The organism is Lysinibacillus sp. NPDC093210, from assembly GCF_044753985.1.
GTDB lineage: Bacteria > Bacillota > Bacilli > Bacillales_A > Planococcaceae > Lysinibacillus.
Genome location: NZ_JBIVOE010000001.1, coordinates 967,098 through 986,467, shown reverse-complemented (window position 1 = coordinate 986,467; position 19,370 = coordinate 967,098). Strand labels below are relative to the sequence as shown.

Here is a 19,370-nt window from a genome sequence, read left to right as displayed (position 1 = left end):
AACTTATTGGGCTATAATAACGTATAGAAGGTATAGCTTTTTCAATAGAAGGGAGAAAAATATGAAAAAATTTTTTCTTAGTTTTGTTGTATATGCATTAGCCGAACTGGCGTTATTAATAGTTATTGGTCAAAATATTGGCGTCTTCAATACATTATTGCTTGTTGTCGCAACGACGATCATTGGCATTTATATAGCGAAAAATAAAGGTATTAATTCAGTGAAAAACGTAAAACATATGGTAGCGCGAGGAGAAGCGCCTGGACCAGCATTAGTGGATGCGATGTTGAATTTTAGTGGCGGTGTGCTATTAGCATTGCCAGGTTTTATAACAGATGTAATTGGTTTATTAATGCTGCTGCCAGTGACACGTAAATTGTTCCAACCACTTGTATTTTATTGGATGCGTAAAAAAATGAAAAAAGGTCAGTTTATTATTGTTCAAAAATAGACTTTTCTTTCAGCTTAACAGCTAAAAATAAAAAAATTGGGCTGAGTAAAATACCGTAAAAACCAAATAATAAGATGGAGGCAGCGCTGATGAAAAACGTATGAAACGTTCGTAATTGCAACGTATTTGACCAAAGCATAGATTCAGCGAGCTGCCTTGTTAGTTGAACAAACAAATACAACAGTAAAATTGCACCACATAAAAAGGTATCGCCATTGAAATAGAAGTAAATGCTCATTGGTACAAGAAAGACACCGATACCAAAGAAGGGCAGTACATCCGCAAATGCAACAATGAATGCTTTAATAATGGCTTGTTCAAATTGAAATATCATAAAGCCCGCGCAAAGAATAAGTAATGTTATCGTAAATAATTGAAATTCTACAAATACAAAGTAATGAAAAAGTTGCATGACTTTCGAAAAATGAGATTGCCATTGATTTCTATATTTTTTGGGGACATATTGAAAGAACCAGTAACGAGATTTTCTTGTTTCGATTAATGCAAAATAATAAGCTACAAGGAATATAAAAACTTCAATGACGTGCTTCATAAATATTTGAAATAAATTTGCAGTATAAACGACGATAGAATCAAAAATAGACATTGATTTTTCTTGCAAAAACTGAATAAATATGGATTCATACTCAGTGAACAATGGAAAGTTTTGAAGTGTGTCACGTATTTCAGGAAAGATGAGTATAATACTGTTTATTGAGATGACTATGAGGAGAACTATACAAGAAAGAATCAATATTTCCACGATAATAGCGGCAATCCAGTAATTGATTTTAAAGTACTTATGAAGGAAATTTATTATAGGATATGTTGTAAATGATAAAAATATAGCAAGTGATACAGGTAAAACGAACCAAAGAATGACTAAATAAAAAATAAACAATAAAACATTAATAGTTCTTTCGTATGAAAAATATTTAATATTCCTCATTTTAACAATTTCACCCCAATTCAAATGAAAATATATTGTCAAAATATACAAAATACCCTCTTTAGTACGCTTATATAGTCGCTCGTCCGACTTTTTCTTAATTTGAAGGTTTTTCATTCACAAAGCTGTCAAAAATGATTATAATAACAATGTAAGCGATTTACTTAATGGTTCATGTGAGCAAAAACGTAAATGCTAAGGTTGAAAAAGCGTTTACAACAAAAATTATTAGTATGAGGGAGCGATAATTTATGTCAGCAACAAAAGGATTAGAAGGTATCGTAGCAGCGGAATCTAAAATCAGTTCAATTATCGATGACACACTTACATATGTTGGTTACAACATTGATGATTTAGCAGATAACGCATCATTTGAAGAGGTAATTTACCTACTTTGGCATACTCGTTTACCTAAAGCGGACGAGCTTGCTGAATTAAAACAACAATTGGCAGACAACATGTCTATTCCACAAGCAATTGTAGACCAATTCAAAACTTACCCACTTTCAACTGTACATCCAATGGCTGCACTTCGTACGGCAGTATCTTTACTTGGTGTATTCGATGAAGAAGCGGATGTTATGGATCCAGAAGCTAACTACCGTAAAGCAATTCGTCTACAAGCTAAAATTGCAACTGTTGTTACTGCATTTGCACGTGTACGTAAAGGTTTAGAGCCAATTCAACCTAAATCAGAACTTAGCTATGCAGCAAACTTCCTATATATGTTAAAAGGTGAAGAGCCAGCACCAATCGAAGTAGAAGCATTCGATAAAGCGTTAGTATTACATGCTGACCATGAATTAAATGCATCAACATTTACTGCACGTGTATGTGTAGCTACATTATCAGATGTTTATTCTGGTGTAACTGCAGCTATCGGCGCATTAAAAGGACCACTTCACGGTGGTGCAAATGAGCAAGTTATGAAGATGTTAACTGAAATTGGTTCTCTTGAAAACGTTGAATCTTACATTCAAAATAAATTAGATAACAAAGAAAAAATCATGGGCTTCGGTCACCGCGTATACCGCAAAGGCGACCCACGTGCACCACACTTACGTGTAATGTCACAAAAATTAACTGAACTAACTGGTAAACCAGAGCTTTATGAAATGTCAGTTAAAATCCATGACATGATTGTTGAACAAAAGAAACTACCTGCAAACGTAGACTTCTTCTCTGCATCAGTGTACGATTCTTTAGGCATCGATCATGACCTATTCACACCAATCTTTGCAGTTTCACGTACTTCTGGTTGGGTAGCACATATTCTTGAGCAATATGCTAACAACCGCCTGATCCGTCCACGTGCTGAGTATGTTGGACCAGGTATGCAAAAATATGTTCCAATCAGCGAGCGCTAATTTGGAAAATATGCTAGAATATTTGGGACTGTGTTACCTATAACACAGTCCTATGATTATGAATTTAGGAGGCAACAACAATGTCAAACAAAATTGTAGTTGAAAACGGCGTACTTAATGTACCAAACAATCCAGTAATCCCATTCATCGAAGGTGATGGAATCGGTCCAGATATTTGGGCAGCAGCATCTCGCGTAATTGACGCAGCTGTAGAAAAAGCTTATAACGGTGAAAAGAAAATCGAATGGTTAGAAGTTCTAGCTGGTGAAAAAGCATTCAACCAAACTGGTGAATGGTTACCACAAGAAACTTTAGATAAAATTAACGAATACCTAATTGCAATTAAAGGTCCTCTTACTACTCCAATCGGTGGTGGTATCCGCTCTCTAAACGTAGCATTACGTCAACAACTTGATTTATATGTTTGCCTACGTCCAGTACGTCACTTTGATGGAGTACCTTCTCCAGTTAAACGCCCAGAAGACGTTGATATGGTTATCTTCCGCGAAAACACAGAAGACATCTATGCTGGTATCGAATTCGAATCAGGCTCTGAACAAGCTAAAAAAATCATCAACTTCTTACAATCAGAATTTGGTGTAAATCAAATTCGTTTCCCAGAAACTTCAGGTATCGGTGTAAAACCAGTATCTAAAGAAGGTACTGAGCGTTTAGTTCGTTCTGCTATCGAATATGCAATTAAACATAACCGTCCATCTGTGACACTAGTTCACAAAGGAAACATCATGAAATTCACTGAAGGTGGATTCAAAAAATGGGGTTATGAATTAGCTGAAACTGAATTTGCTGATCAAACATTCACTTGGAACCAATATGATGCAATCAAAGCTGACCAAGGTGAAGAAGCAGCAAACAAAGCACAAGCTGAAGCTTTAGCAGCTGGTAAAATCTTAGTAAAAGATTCTATTGCTGATATCTTCTTACAACAAATCTTAACTCGTCCAACTGAGTTCGATGTAGTAGCTACAATGAACTTAAATGGTGACTATATTTCTGATGCATTAGCTGCACAAGTTGGTGGTATCGGTATTGCTCCAGGTGCGAACATTAACTACGTAACTGGTCACGCAATCTTCGAAGCTACTCACGGTACTGCTCCAAAATATGCTGGTCAAGATAAAGTAAACCCATCTTCAGTATTACTTTCAGGTGTATTAATGCTTGAACACTTAGGATGGCAAGAAGCAGCTGACATGATCACTAAATCTGTAGAGAATACAATCTCTTCAAAAGTTGTAACTTATGACTTTGCTCGTTTAATGGACGGCGCTACAGAAGTGAAATGTTCAGAATTCGCTAACGAACTAATTAAAAACTTATAATTTTTACGAATCTGTAAAAATTATCACTGTAACAATCCAGCGTGGTTAACAGATATTTGTTTAATGTAAAATTGGTTTGCTACAGTAATATTAGTACCTGGTTTAATGGAGGGAGAGAGAATTTATTCTCCTCCCTTTTTTAGCATACAACCTAAAAAAGGAGCGTATTCAAATGACTTTGAAACGTAAAAAAATCTCAGTAATCGGTGGCGGGTTCACCGGCGCTACTGCAGCATTTTTAGCAGCGCAAAAGGAACTTGGCGATGTTGTATTAGTAGATATTCCACAAGCTGAAAACCCAACAAAAGGTAAGGCTTTAGACATGTGGGAAGCTGCTCCAATACAAGGTTTTGATTCTTTTGTTAAAGGTACTTCTAACTATGCAGACACTGCAGATTCTGATGTAGTAATTATTACTGCGGGTGTTGCCCGTAAACCTGGCATGAGCCGTGACGACTTAGTTCAAATTAACCAAGGTGTTATGAAGACTGTTTCAAAAGAAATCGCCGCACATTCGCCAAATGCAACCATTATCGTATTAACAAACCCTGTTGATGCGATGACTTACACAGTATTTAAAGAAACAGGTTTCCCTAAGAATCGGGTAATCGGTCAATCTGGTGTACTTGATACTGCTCGTTTCTGTGCTTTTGTTGCAGAAGAGCTAAACATCTCTGTAAAAGACATCACTGGTTTTGTATTAGGTGGTCATGGTGACACAATGGTGCCACTTACTCGTTATTCATTTGCTGGCGGTATTCCTTTAGAAACTTTAATCGCTCCAGAGCGTTTAGAAGCAATCGTTGACCGTACGCGCAATGGTGGTGCAGAAATCGTGAACTTACTTGGAAATGGTTCTGCCTACTATGCTCCAGCAGCCGCACTTATTGAAATGGCTGAAGCAATTATTAAAGATCAAAAGCGTATTCTACCATCAATCGCATACTTAGAAGGCGAGTATGGTTACAACGAGATTTACTTAGGAGTACCAACATTACTAGGTGCAAATGGTATCGAAAAAATCTTTGAGCTTGAATTAACTGACAAAGAAAAGTCAGCATTGGATAACTCTGCTGAAGCCGTAAAAGCAGTTATGAAAGTTTTAGCTTAATAAAAGCTTATGAAATCGAGTAGGAATCATTCTTACTCGATTTTTTTTATTATACAGAAAGAAATTTTAAAAACATCCTCTATTGTTCTTTATAATATGCATAAACATAAAATGGTTATTCTGCTTTTCATTGTACTTTTAGAATAAAATTGATACTATGAAGGTAGTATGATAGAAAAGGGGTTGGCGTATCTTTGCTTCAAAAGAACAGTAAGCTTGGTCTCACTATTGATGAAATTACAGTTGGCGAGAAGATTCATATTACTGAAAAAATAGAAGATAAGGATTTATTGCTTTATTTAGGACTTACAAATGATAATAATCCGCTTTACATTCAACATGATTATGCAGCGATGACGCCTTTTAAAAAGCCGATTGTACCAACTATTATGTTAAATGGCATTATTACGTCAGCTGTTTCGAAGTATATTCCAGGACCTGGGGCGCGTATTATAGAACAACATTTAACCTATTTAGGGCCACTCTATCATTATGAATTGTTCGATACGCTTTTAGAGGTAACAGAAGTAAATAAAGTACAGAATACCATTACCGTATCTGTGCTCTCCTATAATGAACAAAAGCAGCTTGTAATTGAAGGTACATTGCTGGTGACACCACCACTGGCATTATAGCGAGCGTCTTGAGATTTGAAATGGGGGTTTCAAATCACTAACGGAGGCAATATACATGACAAAAACTATTTTAGTTGTAGAAGATGAATTTTCTATTGCGACCTTATTAAAATATAATTTAGAACAGGCTGGCTATTTAGTTGAAACAGCAGCAGACGGTTTAGAAGGGTTAAATAAAGCGATGGAAATACAGCCTGATTTAATTCTCTTGGACTTGATGCTCCCTAAGCTGGATGGCATGGAAGTTTGTAAACAAATTCGTCAGCAACGTATGAATACACCAATCATTATGCTAACGGCAAAAGATGATGAGTTCGATAAGGTGCTTGGTTTGGAGCTAGGGGCAGATGATTATATGACAAAACCCTTTAGTCCACGGGAAGTATTAGCACGTGTTAAAGCTGTCTTAAGAAGATTTACACAAAATGTTGTAATAGAGGATAAGGATGAGCCTCAAGAAAAAATGTATGAGTTTGGTCAACTGCGTGTATTTCCTGAGCGTTTTGAAGTATTTTTACAAGAAGAAGCACTTGAATTTACACCGAAGGAATTTGAGCTACTCATTTATTTACTTGAAAATAAAAATCGTGTATTAACTCGTGATCAGTTATTGAGTGCTGTTTGGAAATATGATTTTGCAGGCGATACTCGTATTGTGGATGTGCATATTAGTCACCTCCGCGATAAAATTGAAGAAAATAGTCGTAAGCCGATGTTTATCAAAACAATTCGTGGTCTTGGCTATAAATTTGAGGAGCCGAAAACTTCATGAAATCAATGAGCAACCGCTTATTCTTGACATTCATGCTCTCGCTCGGAACAATTCTTGCTGTCCTAATGATTGTTATAGGTCAGCTTTTTCCTGTTTATGTAGAACAATACAATGATCGATCGAGATCATATAGTCAAGAAGCAATGGAAAAAGTACTTGATGAACGGCAAATTTCCATATCTGAGGAAGATAAGAAAGCTTTATTTGCAGCCCAAACAATCGAAAAGAAGGACTCACTGCTGTCATATGTACGTGCCCGGCTTTATGGTGTGTTAGCGATATTATTTACAATTACGCTTATATTAATTGCTGTTGTAAGCCGCTATATGATTCGAAATTTCACCGCACCAATTGATAATGTGACGGAAACGGCACTTGAATTGGCAAAAGGAAATTATCGTGCTCGTGCACACGAAAATGAGCATGAGCGCATGATGCCACTGAGCCATTCTATCAATATTTTAGCGCGTAATTTACAGGATATTACGACGATAAGAGAGGTAGAGGAAGAAAGGCTAAAAACGTTAATTGAAAACATGGGTAGCTCACTTATGATGATTGGTCGTGAAGGCAACATATCAATCGTTAATCGAGTGTTTTTAGAACGTTTTGGAATGCAACTTGAGCATGTGCAAGGAAAAGTCTTCCGCACGATTGGATTACCAAAAACACTTGAGCAATTTATTGACCACGTGTTTTTAACGGAAATGCCATATCGACAGCAAATAAAGATGGAAGTACAACAAGAGCTATACAATAAAGAGGTATATGGTGCACCAGTAATTGGTGATCACGGACGATGGCTAGGCGTTGTCATTGTCATGCATGATATTACGGAGCTTGTTCGACTTGAGCAAATTCGTAAAGATTTTGTAGCCAATGTATCGCATGAACTACGTACCCCGATTACATCGATTAAAGGCTTTTCTGAAACTCTACTGGATGGTGCTTATAAAGATGAAAAGATGCTGCTATCCTTTTTAGAAATTATGCATAAGGAGAGCAATCGTCTTCAAATGCTTATCCAAGATTTATTAGAGCTTTCTAAAATAGAACAACATGGATTCACTGTAAATATTATGCCAATGGGCTTGCAGGATGTACTTATACGTGGAGCAGAATTAACAGGTCCGCGACTCGATGAAAAAAATATGAGTTTTCAAGTGGATATTGCCCGCGATGTAGAAGTAATGGGGGATGCCAATCGGGTTATTCAAATTGTTACGAATCTCATTACAAATGCGATTACGTATTCACCTGAAAATACAACAGTAACGATTCGCTTGAAGGAAAATGACACATATGGAATTATTGAAATTGAAGATGAAGGTATCGGCATAGAAAAGAATGAAATTGCACGCGTCTTTGAACGTTTTTATCGTGTCGATCGTGCGCGTAGCAGAAATTCTGGTGGAACTGGGTTAGGGCTAGCCATTGTGAAGCATCTAGTGGAGGCACATCATGGACGGATTCAGGTAGAAAGTAAAGTTGGAGTTGGCACAAAGATGATTGTAATGATTCCGAAAAAATTAACAAATTCTTTACAATAATAATATATAGGATTCAAAATAGAGGGCTATACTATTTTATAGAAACCCCCTATTTTATATAATAAGATGAAAATAATTTTGAAATCTAACGATGCTTGAATGAAGATTTTTATGGTTACTACTTTAGCTTCACCACAGAAAGAGTCTGTTTCCTATTTTTAGGAGATGGATTCTTTTCTGTTTTACACATCGGTGATTTAGGTGTAAAGTATAGTAGCATAAAAAATTGAGAGAAGGTTGACCATGAAAATCGTCAAAAGTTTCGTGCAAATTGGCTATCTTTATATAGTGTTATTTATAGGAAATAGCATTGCGCGTTTACTTCACTTGCCGATTCCAGGTAGTATAATTGGGCTTGTTTTATTATTTTTACTATTGCAGTTTCATCTTATTAAACTAGAATGGATCGAGTTAGGCGCAGGATTATTACTTAGTGAATTGTTATTGTTTTTCATTCCTTCAGCGATAGGTGTCATTGATTATGATGCGTTAATCGGTATACAAGGCATGAAAGTTGTAGTTGTAATTGTAGTAAGTGCATTCGTCGTGATGTTAGTGACGGGTTTTACTGCACAGTGGTTAGAGAGAAAGAAGGGTGACGCTATATGAGTATAGTTATTGCTGTCATCAGTTTACTAGGAACCATTGCTATTTTTTATGCTTGCAAAGCATTCTATCAAAAGTTTCCTAAAGAATGGCTTACTCCGATATTGATTAGCCCATTAATTATTATTGTATTGTTACTATTAACCGGTACATCTTATGAGTCATATAATGCAGGGGCAAACATTTTGTCTAATTTATTAGGGCCTGCAACAGTTGCATTCGCTGTACCGATTTATAAAAATTTTAATTTATTAAAAAAACATGCTTTTGAAATTATTTTTAGCATTGCTGTCGGTTCAGCTGTTGCAATTGCCTCTTCTTTTATCATAGCACGCGTTGTTGGACTAAATGATGAACTTGTTCATAGCTTAGTGCCGCGTTCGGTCACTACTCCTATTGCAATGGATATTTCCAATATGATAGGAGGATCACCTACTCTTACTGCTGTTTTTGTTATGACAACTGGTATTTTGGGTAGTTTGATTGCACCAATGGTTATTCGAATATGCCGTTTCCAAAAGCCATCAGCAAGGGGCTTAATGCTTGGGATGGGTGCGCACGGTACTGGTACATCAAAAGCATTTGAATTGGGAGAACTAGAAGGTACCTTTGCTAGTTTAGCGATGATAGTAGCCGCCTTAATTAGTATTGTTTTATCAGCTACATTTTTCCCAGTATTAGAACACCTAGTTATGAATATCCTGTTACCTTAATGGTGACAGGATTTTTTATTTATATTTATAAGTGCCAGTCACTCAAACAATTTTGTATTCAACAGCACTGCTAGTAAATTCTATATGTATTTCCAAATGAAAATCCGCGTAGACTCCTGCGGCATACACTGTGCGCGGGGAAAGCGAGGTGGATTTTTACGATTTAGGAGCCGATATTTTCATCTATATGTATTTAAAATAAAAACGATTAAGTAACTCAAAATTTTATGTTTGTCTACAGTTTCAGTTTACTTTATGAAATTATTTTGAATCTTTTTAAAAGCTATACCGTATACAATAGTACTAAGCAAAAGGGAGGAACAGACATGGGTGTGAAAAAGACACTAATGATGGTAGGACTTGGGATATTCGGCATTGTAGCACTTATCGCTGTATTTACTTCGTGGTACACAGTCGATGAATCGGAGCAAGCTGTTGTCATAACATTTGGTCGTGCTGATGAAATGGTCACAAATCCAGGCTTACATTTTAAATTACCTTGGCCAGTACAATCAGTTGAGATTTTATCGAGAGAAACATTCAGTTTACAGTTTGGTTATAAGCAAAATAAAGAAGGCGAATTAGAAGCCTTTGATGCAGAAACGAAAATGATTACAGGTGATGAATATATTGTTCTAACAGATCTTGTTGTTCAATGGAAAATTACAGATCCTCGAAAGTACTTATTTAATGCACAAAATCCAGAAGAAATTTTACATAGCGCTACATCAAGCGCGATTCGCTCCATAATTGGTAGCTCGACTATTGATGCTGCGCTAACAGATGGAAAAGCAGATATTGAAGCAAAAACAAGAGAATTACTTGTTTCACTAATAGAAAAATATGATATTGGTATCGGTGTATTAGGTGTCAAATTGCAAGATGTAGAATTACCAAATGCAGAGGTACGTGCGGCATTTACAGCCGTAACAGACGCACGTGAGACGAAAAATACAAAAACGAATGAGGCTCAAAAATACAAAAACCAACGAATTAGTGAAGCGAATGGTGAAAAAGATGCGATTATTTCAAAAGCCAATGGTGCAAAAACAGCACGTATTGAACAAGCACATGGGGATGTAGCAGTTTTCAATAAAATGTATGAGCAATACAAAGGGAATCAACAAATTACACGTGAACGTTTAATTTTAGAAACTCTTGAAAATGTGTTACCTAAGGCACAAATTTATATTATGAATGATGATGGTAGTACGATGAAGTATTTGCCACTACAGGCGTTACAACCAACCCCACAACAACAAGCACCAACAGAGCAACAATCATCGCCAGAGAAAAAAGAAGGGAGCGGTAATTAATGGACCAGAAAAATAAAGATCTTGAAAAATTTCTAAGTTTTTTATCGGGGAAATCAAAAAATACTGCTTCTAGTGATGGAGACAAGGTAATTAAGATGTCAAAAAAGGGCCCGTTAAATCCTAAAAAGTACATTTCTCTTGTTGTAACATTAACGATTGTTTTTGCTATTGCGGTTATTCTCTTTGCTAATGTGTATATTGTAAAAGAATCTGAATACGCAGTAGTTCGACAGTTCGGTGAAGTTGTAAAGTTTGAACGTGATCCAGGCTTGAAAATGAAGGTGCCTTTTATTCAAAGCGTGACAACACTTCCGAAAAATCAATTAACTTATAATATTTCAGAGGAAGAAATTAATACAAAGGATAAAAAACGTATCATAATTGATAACTATGCAGTTTGGCGCATTACAGATCCGAAAGCGCTCATCTCCAATGCTGGAACGCTTACGAAGGCGGAATCTAGGATGGAGGAGTTTATTTATTCGGTAATTCGAACAGAGCTTGGTCAACTAAGATACGATGAAATCATTAATGATGAAAACTCCTCACGAGGTAGCTTAAATGACCGTGTTACAGAGCGTGTGAATGAACTATTACTAAACGATAAGTACGGTATTGAAGTAGTAGATGTGCGCATTCGTCGAACAGACTTACCAGCAGAAAACGAGCAGTCTGTATTTACGCGAATGGTTTCTGAACGTCAATCTACTGCACAGCTTTATTTATCTGAAGGTGATGCGGATAAACGCCGAATTGAAGCACAAACAGATAGAGAAGTGCAAGAGATGCTAGCTACAGCAAATAAAGAAGCGGCATTGATTCAAGCGGAAGGAGAAGCGGAGGCAGCGAAAATTTACAATAGCTCATTTTCGAAAGATCCTGAATTTTATTCACTATACCGCACATTAGAATCATATAAGAAAACAGTTGGTGAGGATACGGTCATCATACTGCCTTCAACTTCACCATATGCAAAACTATTATCAGGCTATATAGAATAATATTGTAATCCTTGCAGGGGTTTAATAAAGAATATACCTTAATATAACTTGAAATTTTAATAAGTGGGACCAGTTATTAATTCTTTTGTAATAGATAAAATTTAGAATTGAGCAGAGCAATAGTTGATGGGAGTGGAGATGGTCCCTCCTGCGGTTGGGGCTTACGGTGTGCCCCCAGAAAGCACCGCCGTAACGGACAACAACTGTATTGCAAATAAAAGTGTTAGATTGATGGCAGTCAATCTAACACTTTTTCTCTTTTGTTCCGTTTAAAGTGCCTGGCACCAAAGCAAAGAAAATAATGCAAACAAATAATTGGTGGTGTCATAGATTGCTATTTTCTGATAAAATGATGATGTTTAGAAATGATAAATGGGGGGTAATAGCTGTGAAAATATTTTTTAGCACGTGGCTCCAAAATTTAGGGATTGCTTGTAGTATTGCATCGCTTTTTACACTTTTCTTCCGTATAACTGATTTTGCATGGGTGACGAAAAGTGTTTATTATATACCGGTATTTTTTGTAATTTTGTTTTTATTAGGTTTAGTCATTGCAGAGGATGTACGAAAAGTTTTTAAAAGAATGTTCTGGTACGAGAAACGTAAAGAAAAACGTCCAATTTGGCAAGTTGGAATTGGCTTTATTTTCTTCCTATCACAAATCGGTGTGATTATGGTATTTAGTACAGGGCTAACACATTTAAAGCTAGGTGGAATGCCTTTATTTTTCGTCATTGCTTTTATGAATGCCTTCATTATGACGGTTATATATGAGGAAATATTCCATCGTAAAGAAAGAGTTAATAACGTAAGTCAATAACAGTAGGGGAGTCGATTGCAATGTGCAATTGACTTTTTTTATGGATTTAGCAGAAAATGTACATGAATTTTTTAACTAATATACGTCCTATGATTGGTAAAAAGTTTACTTTCCCGATAAAGTAGAGGAAAGAGCATTTTCAAACATACGTTTTCGTTTTACAATTAAAAGAACGACGACTTCAGGAGGATAATAAAATGACTAAGGAAAAATTACTATTACTAGACGGTAATAGTTTAGCTTACCGCGCGTTTTTTGCGTTGCCACTACTAACGAATGATAGCGGCATTCATACGAATGCAGTGTATGGTTTTACAACGATGTTGCAAAGAATTTTGGAGGAAGAGCAACCTACGAAGATGCTCGTTGCTTTTGATGCAGGTAAAACGACGTTCCGTCACGATACATTTACAGAATATAAAGGCGGCCGTCAAAAAACGCCACCAGAACTATCAGAGCAGTTTCCTTATATTCGTAAACTTATCGATGCTTATGGGATTAAGCGTTATGAACTTGAAATGTACGAAGCCGACGATATTATAGGAACATTAGCGAAAGAAGCAGCAGAACAGGATATGGAAGTAATTATCGTGTCAGGAGATCGCGACCTTACCCAGCTGGCAACAGAGAAGGTAACAGTGTACATTACGAAAAAAGGTATTACTGAAATTGAAAAAAATACGCCTGCATTTATTGAAGAAAAGTATGGCTTAACACCTCTTCAAATTATAGATATGAAAGGTCTCATGGGAGATGCTTCGGATAATATTCCTGGGGTACCTGGTGTTGGAGAAAAAACAGCTGTTAAATTGCTAAAAGAGCATGGTTCAGTTGAGGCACTATATGAAGCAATGGATACGTTAAAAGCTTCAAAGATGAAAGAAAAGCTTGTTGCGAATGAAGAACAGGCACTTATGAGTAAACAGCTTGCTACAATTTTCACAGAGGCGCCAATTGAAGTAACTTTTAATGATCTTGCTTACAGTGGGCCAAATGAAGAAGAGCTAATTAGTGTGTGGCAAGAGCTTGGCTTCAAATCACTACTTGAAAAAAGTGATTTTTCTGTGGAAGAAGAACAACGTGCTCCATTCGAATATGACATTGTGCAAGATGTAAAGCCTGAGCAATTAAAGGATGTCATGGCGATACATTTAGAGTTAGAGGACGAGCATTATCATACATGTCAGCAGTTAGGTATGGCATTAACGGATGGTACTAATACGTTTTATGTGCCATTCGATGTAGTCTCTACATCAGATGTACTTCGCCGCTGGCTAGAAGATGTAACTAAAACTAAATATATTTCAGATACGAAGGCAGCTCAGGCGGCTTTGAAACGTGTTGGAATTCGTTTAGCAGGTGTCGAGTTTGACCTATTGCTAGCTTCGTATATCAATAATCCGGCACTCAGCGGTGATGATGTGGCAACACTAGCCAAAGACCTTGGATATCGTGAAGTGCAAGCTAATGAGGCGGTCTATGGAAAAGGAGCAAAACGTGCTATACCTGCTATCGAAATTTTAGCCGAACATGCCAGCCGAAAAGTGTTTGCTGTGTGGGAATTACAACCTAAGCTAGAGGCATTGTTAAAGGATAATGAACAGTTTGACTTGTATAAAAACCTAGAACTACCATTGGCTTCGATTTTAAGCGAAATGGAAAGCGAAGGCATCACAGTGAACCGTTCAACACTTGAAACGATGGGGCAAGAGTTGAGTAATAAGCTAGTCATTATTGAGCAGGAAATTTATGCTGAAGCAGGAGAAGCGTTTAATATTAATTCACCAAAGCAGTTAGGCGTTATACTTTTCGATAAGCTTGGTTTGCCAGTCATTAAAAAAACGAAAACAGGTTATTCCACAGCGGCTGATGTGTTGGAAAAATTAAAGCCTGAACATGCTATTATCGAGCATATTTTATTGTACCGTCAGCTTGGTAAGTTACAATCTACTTACATTGAAGGCTTGCTAAAAGAAATTCACGAAGCGGACAGTAAAGTGCATACACGCTTCCAGCAGGCACTAACGTCAACAGGCCGTCTAAGTTCAACAGATCCTAATCTACAAAATATTCCTATTCGCTTAGAGGAAGGTCGTAAAATACGTCAGGCATTTGTGCCATCACAAGAAGATTGGATTCTTTTCTCGGCCGACTATTCACAAATCGAATTGCGTGTCTTAGCCCATATGTCAGAGGATAAAAACTTAGTGGAAGCTTTCCGCGAAGGCATGGATGTTCATACACGTACAGCGATGGATGTTTTCCATGTTCCTGCAGAAGAAGTTGATAGCAATATGCGTAGGGCTGCTAAAGCAGTTAACTTTGGGATTGTTTATGGAATTAGTGACTATGGATTATCACAAAATTTAGATATCACACGTAAGGAAGCAGCTATTTTTATTGAGAAATATTTTGCCAGCTTCCCAGGTGTTAAAAAATATATGGATGAAATTGTACAGGATGCGAAGTTTAATGGTTATGTCACAACGCTATTAAATCGCCGTCGTTATTTACCGGATATTACAAGTTCGAATTTCAATTTACGTAGTTTTGCGGAGCGTACAGCGATGAATACACCGATTCAAGGAAGTGCTGCAGACATTATTAAAAAAGCAATGATAGATATGGATGCACGCTTGAAAAAAGAAAACATGCAAGCAAAGCTTCTTCTACAGGTACACGATGAATTAATTTTTGAAGCACCTAGGGAAGAAATTGCATTACTAGAAAAAATCGTACCAGAAGTAATGGAAAATGCCATTGAACTAAATGTTCCATTGAAAGTGGACTTTGATTTTGGGGCAACATGGTACGATGCAAAGTAAGGAGGGGTTAAAATGCCTGAATTACCAGAGGTAGAAGGTGTCGTACAGGCATTAAAGCCAGAAATTGAAGGTCGCACAATAAAGCAGGTACAACTTTCAGAAGTGATTCGCTTTTCTTATGATGAAGGAAAGCAATGTATAGTGAAGCAAGCAGAGCCGGATGCATTTGAGATGGCATTAACTCAAATGAAGATTACGAAAATTGAGCGTCGTGCAAAGTATATATTTTTTCATTTGATGAAAGAGGAATTGTCCTATGTTTTGGTCAGTCATTTAGGCATGACAGGTGCATGGTTTATTGTGGACACTCCTGAAGATATCAATGAGGAAAAATTTAAAAAGCACATCCATGCGACTTTTCAAATGGCAGACGGTGGCTATTTAATATACTCAGATATTCGTCGTTTTGGCGAGCTACGGTTTTTAACAAAAATAGAAGATCATGCACCACTAACAAAAATGGCGCCTGAACCGTTCGATGAAGCAGCAAGCGATTATTTTATAGCTAAATCATTGCTACCGAAATATGAGAAAAAAGCTGTTAAAGAAGTAATTATGGACGGGCAAGTTATCTCAGGCTGTGGCAATATATATGCCACAGAGGCGCTGTTTGTCCAAAAAATTCACCCTGCCCGCAAAATGAACCGCATAAGTGAAAAGCGCAAACGTGCACTTTTTGATGCAATTGTTGACGTTCTGCGTCAAAGCATTGAAGCAGGAGGTTCGACAATTTCGGATTATCGAAATATTAACGGTGAAGCAGGGAGCATGCAAAATCGATTACAAATGTATGGAAAGAAGATATGCCCGGTATGTGGTACAGAGACGAGTCAAATGACAATCGGTGGACGTACATCTGTATTTTGTCCAAATTGTCAACATTAAAGGGGAATTAGTTATGATTATCGGACTAACAGGAAGTATTGCGAGTGGCAAAAGTACAGTCGCAAAAATGATGACAGCACTTGGCTTACCGATTGTCGATGCAGATGTTGTTGCACGTGATGTGGTAAAACCAGGAACGGAAACGTTAGCACTCATTGTTCAAAATTTTGGCGAAGACATATTGCTTAATGACGGCAATTTGAATCGTCCAAAGCTTGGGGATATTATTTTCCATGAGCCTGCGAAACGAAAAATTTTAAATGATATTATGCATCCTGCTATTCGTCAGGAGATGCTACATCAACGTGATGCATATTTAGAGGCAGGACAAAAACATGTAGTGATGGATATTCCATTACTTTTCGAAAGCAAATTGCAGCATTTTGTTGAGCGCATTCTTGTAGTTTCAGTTAGCGAAGAGGTGCAGCTTCGACGATTAATGGATCGCAATCAATTATCAAAAGAAGATGCGCTAGCACGCATGCATTCGCAGTTACCAATGTCTGTGAAAGAAAAAAGTGCACATGCAGTCATTTATAACAATGAAAATTTACAGCAAACAGAAGAGCAGTTAATTAAGATACTTACTCATTGGGACGTACTTTAGAAAAGTGCGGGGATAGCTAGTTGCTACCGTTAATTTCCGCTCTGGGCGGGCGCTTTCCGTGGGCACACCGTAAGCCGCAACCCTCGCTAACGCGCGGTCTGTTGCGTCTTACGTTTTGTGCGTTCCCGCAGGAGTCGCCCGTCCTCCGCTCCAATCAACTGAACATTATAAATCATGTTTTGCTATCTTAAATTTTAAAATGCTATCTTGGTCAATGGCCTTATAGAGGGAATTTGCCAAAGGGGATGTTCAATTTTGCTTGAATACGACTTTGTCAGCATTCTTTTGCGCAGCGATAATTGCTGCGCATTTTTTTGTTTTTATGCGAAATAATAAGGATGAAGTACTGAATTTTTTCATTTCAAAAAGGGTTCTATTTTTCAGAAAATAAGAACTTTTTTATTATGGATATATAATGTTCATCTTTTTTAAAATTGTGTTATACTAATTAGCATAAAGTATATAATGAATATGAGTATGCACTCACAGGAGGATTTTATAATGACAGTCTCAGTTGCTATTAACGGTTTCGGACGTATCGGACGTATGGTATTCCGCCAAGCGATCGTACAGGAAGGTTTAAATATTGTTGCAATTAATGCAAGCTACCCAGCAGAAACGTTAGCACATTTGATTAAGTATGACACAAATCACGGAACATTCGAAGGTACGATTGAACCAGCGGGCGATGCTTTAATTGTAAATGGTAAACATGTCCAAATTATTAGCGAACGTGATCCATTAAAATTACCATGGGCTACAATGGGTGTAGATATTGTAATTGAAGCAACTGGTAAATTCAATGATCGTGAGAAAGCAGCTATGCATCTTGAAGCAGGCGCAAAAAAAGTTATCTTAACAGCACCTGGTAAAAACGAGGACGTTACAATTGTTTTAGGTGTAAACGATGAAAAGCTTGATGTTGAAAAACATGACGTAATTTCAAATGCTTCTTGTACAACAAACTGCTTAGCACCAGTTGCAAAAGTGTTAAATGATACATTTGGTATCGAAAGCGGTTTAATGACAACAGTTCACGCATATACAAATGACCAAAAAAACTTAGATAATCCACATAAAGATTTACGTCGTGCGCGCGGTTGTGCACAATCTATTATTCCAACTTCAACAGGTGCTGCCAAAGCGTTAAAATTAGTGTTACCTGAATTGGAAGGTAAAATTCATGGTATGGCACTTCGAGTTCCAACACCAAATGTATCATTAGTAGACCTTGTTGTAGATTTAAATACTGATGTTACAGTGGATTCTGTCAATGCTGCATTTGTGAAAGCAGCGACTGAAGGCCCTATGAAAGGCATTTTAAACTTCTCAATCGAGCCGCTTGTATCTTCTGATTACAACACAACAACATACTCATCAACAGTTGATGGTCTTTCAACAATGGTGATGGGAGATCGTAAAGTGAAAGTACTTGCTTGGTACGATAACGAGTGGGGCTATTCTGCACGTGTAGTAGACCTAGTAAAAAAAGTTGCAAAAGCATTAGAAACAGTTAGCGCTTAATGAAGTCTTAGCACATTGAAATCTTGATGGTTTCAATGTGCTTTTTTTTATAAGCAAACTATTTGACTCCTAATTGTAAAAAATCCACAGCGCCTTCTGTGGGCTCGATGTAAATTGCCACCGTCGCTGTGCTCCTCCTGTTAAGGCTTACACTGCGTGCATTCCCACAGAAGTCCACGAAGATTTATATTTGGAAAGGGAATAGCAATAGCAAAAGCATTTTTTTGTTGTTTTAGACTTCTCAAAGACGTTTCCAGCACCTTGTTTGCTGAAAAGAAAAGAAGGGAAAATGTACACTGTTCTAGGTCTGTAAGCATCTGCCATACTACGGTTGGATGAATGAGCTTTTCTTACTTGTAGGAAATTTGTTATAATATAAATATCAAATTGTTGTGGAATCAGGAGAGTAAAAATATGAGATGTCCTTCTTGCCAATTTAACGGAACACGTGTAGTGGATTCGAGGCCAGTAGATGATAATAAAGAAATACGTAGACGTCGTGAATGTGAGTCGTGTGGCTTTCGTTTTACAACGTTTGAAAAAATTGAAGAGACACCGTTAGTCGTTGTGAAAAAAGAAGGCTCGCGAGAAGAGTTTAGCCGCGAGAAGGTTTTGCGCGGTCTTATTCGTGCTTGTGAGAAACGACCTGTCGCTTTAGATGTATTAGAGGCACTTGTAATGTCTATTGAAAAAGACCTTCGACGTATTGGAAATGCTGAAGTACGATCAGAGGATGTTGGAGAAATGGTAATGGACCGCTTAGCAAAAATCGATGAAGTTGCCTATGTTCGTTTTGCTTCGGTTTATCGTCAGTTTAAGGATATCAATGTTTTTATCGAGGAAATAAAAGAAATTATTCAACGTCAAACAGAGCAAAAATCATAGGGAAAACAGA

18 protein-coding genes are annotated in these 19,370 nt (G+C 37.2%); 17 read left to right on the top strand and 1 reads right to left on the bottom strand.

Features of this window, described 5'->3' with window-relative positions; all coding sequences use genetic code 11:
* Nucleotides 1-61: 61 nt before the first annotated feature.
* Nucleotides 62-451 carry an FxsA family protein gene (locus tag ACIP9C_RS04945; protein ID WP_401009040.1) on the top strand — a complete coding sequence of 130 codons (390 nt, stop codon included), beginning with the start codon at nt 62-64 and terminating at the stop codon, nt 449-451.
* Here ACIP9C_RS04945 and ACIP9C_RS04940 read toward each other — a convergent pair.
* Nucleotides 435-1,400 carry an AI-2E family transporter gene (locus ACIP9C_RS04940; protein ID WP_401009039.1) on the bottom strand — a complete coding sequence of 322 codons (966 nt, stop codon included), beginning with the start codon at nt 1,398-1,400 and terminating at the stop codon, nt 435-437. The two genes, ACIP9C_RS04945 and ACIP9C_RS04940, sit on opposite strands and share 17 nt — an antisense overlap.
* 251 nt (nt 1,401-1,651) lie before the next feature.
* On the opposite strand from ACIP9C_RS04940, the gene citZ reads away from it, so the two are divergent.
* The 16 genes from citZ (at nt 1,652) to nrdR (ending at nt 19,360) form a co-directional block, all read left to right on the top strand.
* Nucleotides 1,652-2,767: a citrate synthase gene (gene citZ / locus ACIP9C_RS04935; RefSeq protein WP_401009038.1), complete on the top strand. Its 1,116-nt coding sequence runs from the start codon at nt 1,652-1,654 to the stop codon at nt 2,765-2,767.
* An 80-nt stretch (nt 2,768-2,847) separates the two neighbouring features.
* Nucleotides 2,848-4,110 (top strand): NADP-dependent isocitrate dehydrogenase, encoded by a 1,263-nt coding sequence (icd, locus tag ACIP9C_RS04930; protein WP_401009037.1) that lies wholly within the window; start codon nt 2,848-2,850, stop codon nt 4,108-4,110.
* Between the two features lie 172 nt (nt 4,111-4,282).
* Nucleotides 4,283-5,221 carry a malate dehydrogenase gene (mdh, locus tag ACIP9C_RS04925; protein WP_401009036.1) on the top strand — a complete coding sequence of 313 codons (939 nt, stop codon included), beginning with the start codon at nt 4,283-4,285 and terminating at the stop codon, nt 5,219-5,221.
* Between the two features lie 194 nt (nt 5,222-5,415).
* Nucleotides 5,416-5,856 (top strand): MaoC/PaaZ C-terminal domain-containing protein, encoded by a 441-nt coding sequence (locus tag ACIP9C_RS04920; RefSeq protein ID WP_401009035.1) that lies wholly within the window; start codon nt 5,416-5,418, stop codon nt 5,854-5,856.
* A 55-nt stretch (nt 5,857-5,911) separates the two neighbouring features.
* Entirely contained in the window at nt 5,912-6,628 is a 717-nt protein-coding gene (locus ACIP9C_RS04915) for a response regulator transcription factor (protein WP_340823083.1), read from the top strand.
* Nucleotides 6,625-8,178 (top strand): two-component system histidine kinase PnpS, encoded by a 1,554-nt coding sequence (pnpS, locus tag ACIP9C_RS04910; RefSeq protein ID WP_401009034.1) that lies wholly within the window; start codon nt 6,625-6,627, stop codon nt 8,176-8,178. The genes ACIP9C_RS04915 and pnpS overlap by 4 nt, the downstream gene beginning before the upstream one ends.
* Nucleotides 8,179-8,421: 243 nt before the next feature.
* Nucleotides 8,422-8,787 (top strand): CidA/LrgA family holin-like protein, encoded by a 366-nt coding sequence (locus ACIP9C_RS04905; protein WP_401009033.1) that lies wholly within the window; start codon nt 8,422-8,424, stop codon nt 8,785-8,787.
* Nucleotides 8,784-9,497, top strand: a complete 714-nt coding sequence (locus ACIP9C_RS04900; protein ID WP_401009032.1) for an LrgB family protein — start codon at nt 8,784-8,786, stop codon at nt 9,495-9,497. Before ACIP9C_RS04905 ends, ACIP9C_RS04900 begins: the two co-directional genes overlap by 4 nt.
* Before the next feature lie 326 nt (nt 9,498-9,823).
* Nucleotides 9,824-10,813 carry an FtsH protease activity modulator HflK gene (hflK, locus tag ACIP9C_RS04895; RefSeq protein WP_401009031.1) on the top strand — a complete coding sequence of 330 codons (990 nt, stop codon included), beginning with the start codon at nt 9,824-9,826 and terminating at the stop codon, nt 10,811-10,813.
* Complete coding sequence (hflC, locus tag ACIP9C_RS04890; protein ID WP_401009030.1) at nt 10,813-11,814, top strand: protease modulator HflC; 1,002 nt, start codon at nt 10,813-10,815, stop codon at nt 11,812-11,814. The genes hflK and hflC overlap by 1 nt, the downstream gene beginning before the upstream one ends.
* A gap of 388 nt (nt 11,815-12,202) precedes the next feature.
* On the top strand, nt 12,203-12,634 hold the full coding sequence (locus tag ACIP9C_RS04885; protein ID WP_401009029.1) for a DNA polymerase I: 432 nt from the start codon (nt 12,203-12,205) through the stop codon (nt 12,632-12,634).
* Nucleotides 12,635-12,831: 197 nt separating this feature from the next.
* Entirely contained in the window at nt 12,832-15,459 is a 2,628-nt protein-coding gene (gene polA, locus ACIP9C_RS04880) for a DNA polymerase I (protein WP_401009028.1), read from the top strand.
* A 12-nt stretch (nt 15,460-15,471) separates the two neighbouring features.
* The gene (mutM, locus tag ACIP9C_RS04875) at nt 15,472-16,344 is read left to right on the top strand and encodes a bifunctional DNA-formamidopyrimidine glycosylase/DNA-(apurinic or apyrimidinic site) lyase (protein ID WP_401009027.1); all 873 of its coding nucleotides are present in this window, start codon (nt 15,472-15,474) and stop codon (nt 16,342-16,344) included.
* Between the two features lie 13 nt (nt 16,345-16,357).
* Nucleotides 16,358-16,951, top strand: a complete 594-nt coding sequence (gene coaE, locus ACIP9C_RS04870) for a dephospho-CoA kinase (RefSeq protein WP_401009026.1) — start codon at nt 16,358-16,360, stop codon at nt 16,949-16,951.
* A gap of 501 nt (nt 16,952-17,452) precedes the next feature.
* Nucleotides 17,453-18,475 (top strand): glyceraldehyde-3-phosphate dehydrogenase, encoded by a 1,023-nt coding sequence (locus tag ACIP9C_RS04865; RefSeq protein WP_401009025.1) that lies wholly within the window; start codon nt 17,453-17,455, stop codon nt 18,473-18,475.
* Between the two features lie 414 nt (nt 18,476-18,889).
* Nucleotides 18,890-19,360: a transcriptional regulator NrdR gene (gene nrdR / locus ACIP9C_RS04860; RefSeq protein ID WP_172772392.1), complete on the top strand. Its 471-nt coding sequence runs from the start codon at nt 18,890-18,892 to the stop codon at nt 19,358-19,360.
* Nucleotides 19,361-19,370: the final 10 nt, after the last annotated feature.

Coding starts and splice junctions, on each gene's coding strand:
- ACIP9C_RS04945 (WP_401009040.1), top strand. CDS start 62: ATGAAAAAATTTTTTCTTAGTTTTGTTGTATATGCATTAGCCGAACTG.
- ACIP9C_RS04940 (WP_401009039.1), bottom strand. CDS start 1,400: ATGAGGAATATTAAATATTTTTCATACGAAAGAACTATTAATGTTTTA.
- citZ (WP_401009038.1), top strand. CDS start 1,652: ATGTCAGCAACAAAAGGATTAGAAGGTATCGTAGCAGCGGAATCTAAA.
- icd (WP_401009037.1), top strand. CDS start 2,848: ATGTCAAACAAAATTGTAGTTGAAAACGGCGTACTTAATGTACCAAAC.
- mdh (WP_401009036.1), top strand. CDS start 4,283: ATGACTTTGAAACGTAAAAAAATCTCAGTAATCGGTGGCGGGTTCACC.
- ACIP9C_RS04915 (WP_340823083.1), top strand. CDS start 5,912: ATGACAAAAACTATTTTAGTTGTAGAAGATGAATTTTCTATTGCGACC.
- pnpS (WP_401009034.1), top strand. CDS start 6,625: ATGAAATCAATGAGCAACCGCTTATTCTTGACATTCATGCTCTCGCTC.
- ACIP9C_RS04905 (WP_401009033.1), top strand. CDS start 8,422: ATGAAAATCGTCAAAAGTTTCGTGCAAATTGGCTATCTTTATATAGTG.
- ACIP9C_RS04900 (WP_401009032.1), top strand. CDS start 8,784: ATGAGTATAGTTATTGCTGTCATCAGTTTACTAGGAACCATTGCTATT.
- hflK (WP_401009031.1), top strand. CDS start 9,824: ATGGGTGTGAAAAAGACACTAATGATGGTAGGACTTGGGATATTCGGC.
- hflC (WP_401009030.1), top strand. CDS start 10,813: ATGGACCAGAAAAATAAAGATCTTGAAAAATTTCTAAGTTTTTTATCG.
- polA (WP_401009028.1), top strand. CDS start 12,832: ATGACTAAGGAAAAATTACTATTACTAGACGGTAATAGTTTAGCTTAC.
- mutM (WP_401009027.1), top strand. CDS start 15,472: ATGCCTGAATTACCAGAGGTAGAAGGTGTCGTACAGGCATTAAAGCCA.
- coaE (WP_401009026.1), top strand. CDS start 16,358: ATGATTATCGGACTAACAGGAAGTATTGCGAGTGGCAAAAGTACAGTC.
- ACIP9C_RS04865 (WP_401009025.1), top strand. CDS start 17,453: ATGACAGTCTCAGTTGCTATTAACGGTTTCGGACGTATCGGACGTATG.
- nrdR (WP_172772392.1), top strand. CDS start 18,890: ATGAGATGTCCTTCTTGCCAATTTAACGGAACACGTGTAGTGGATTCG.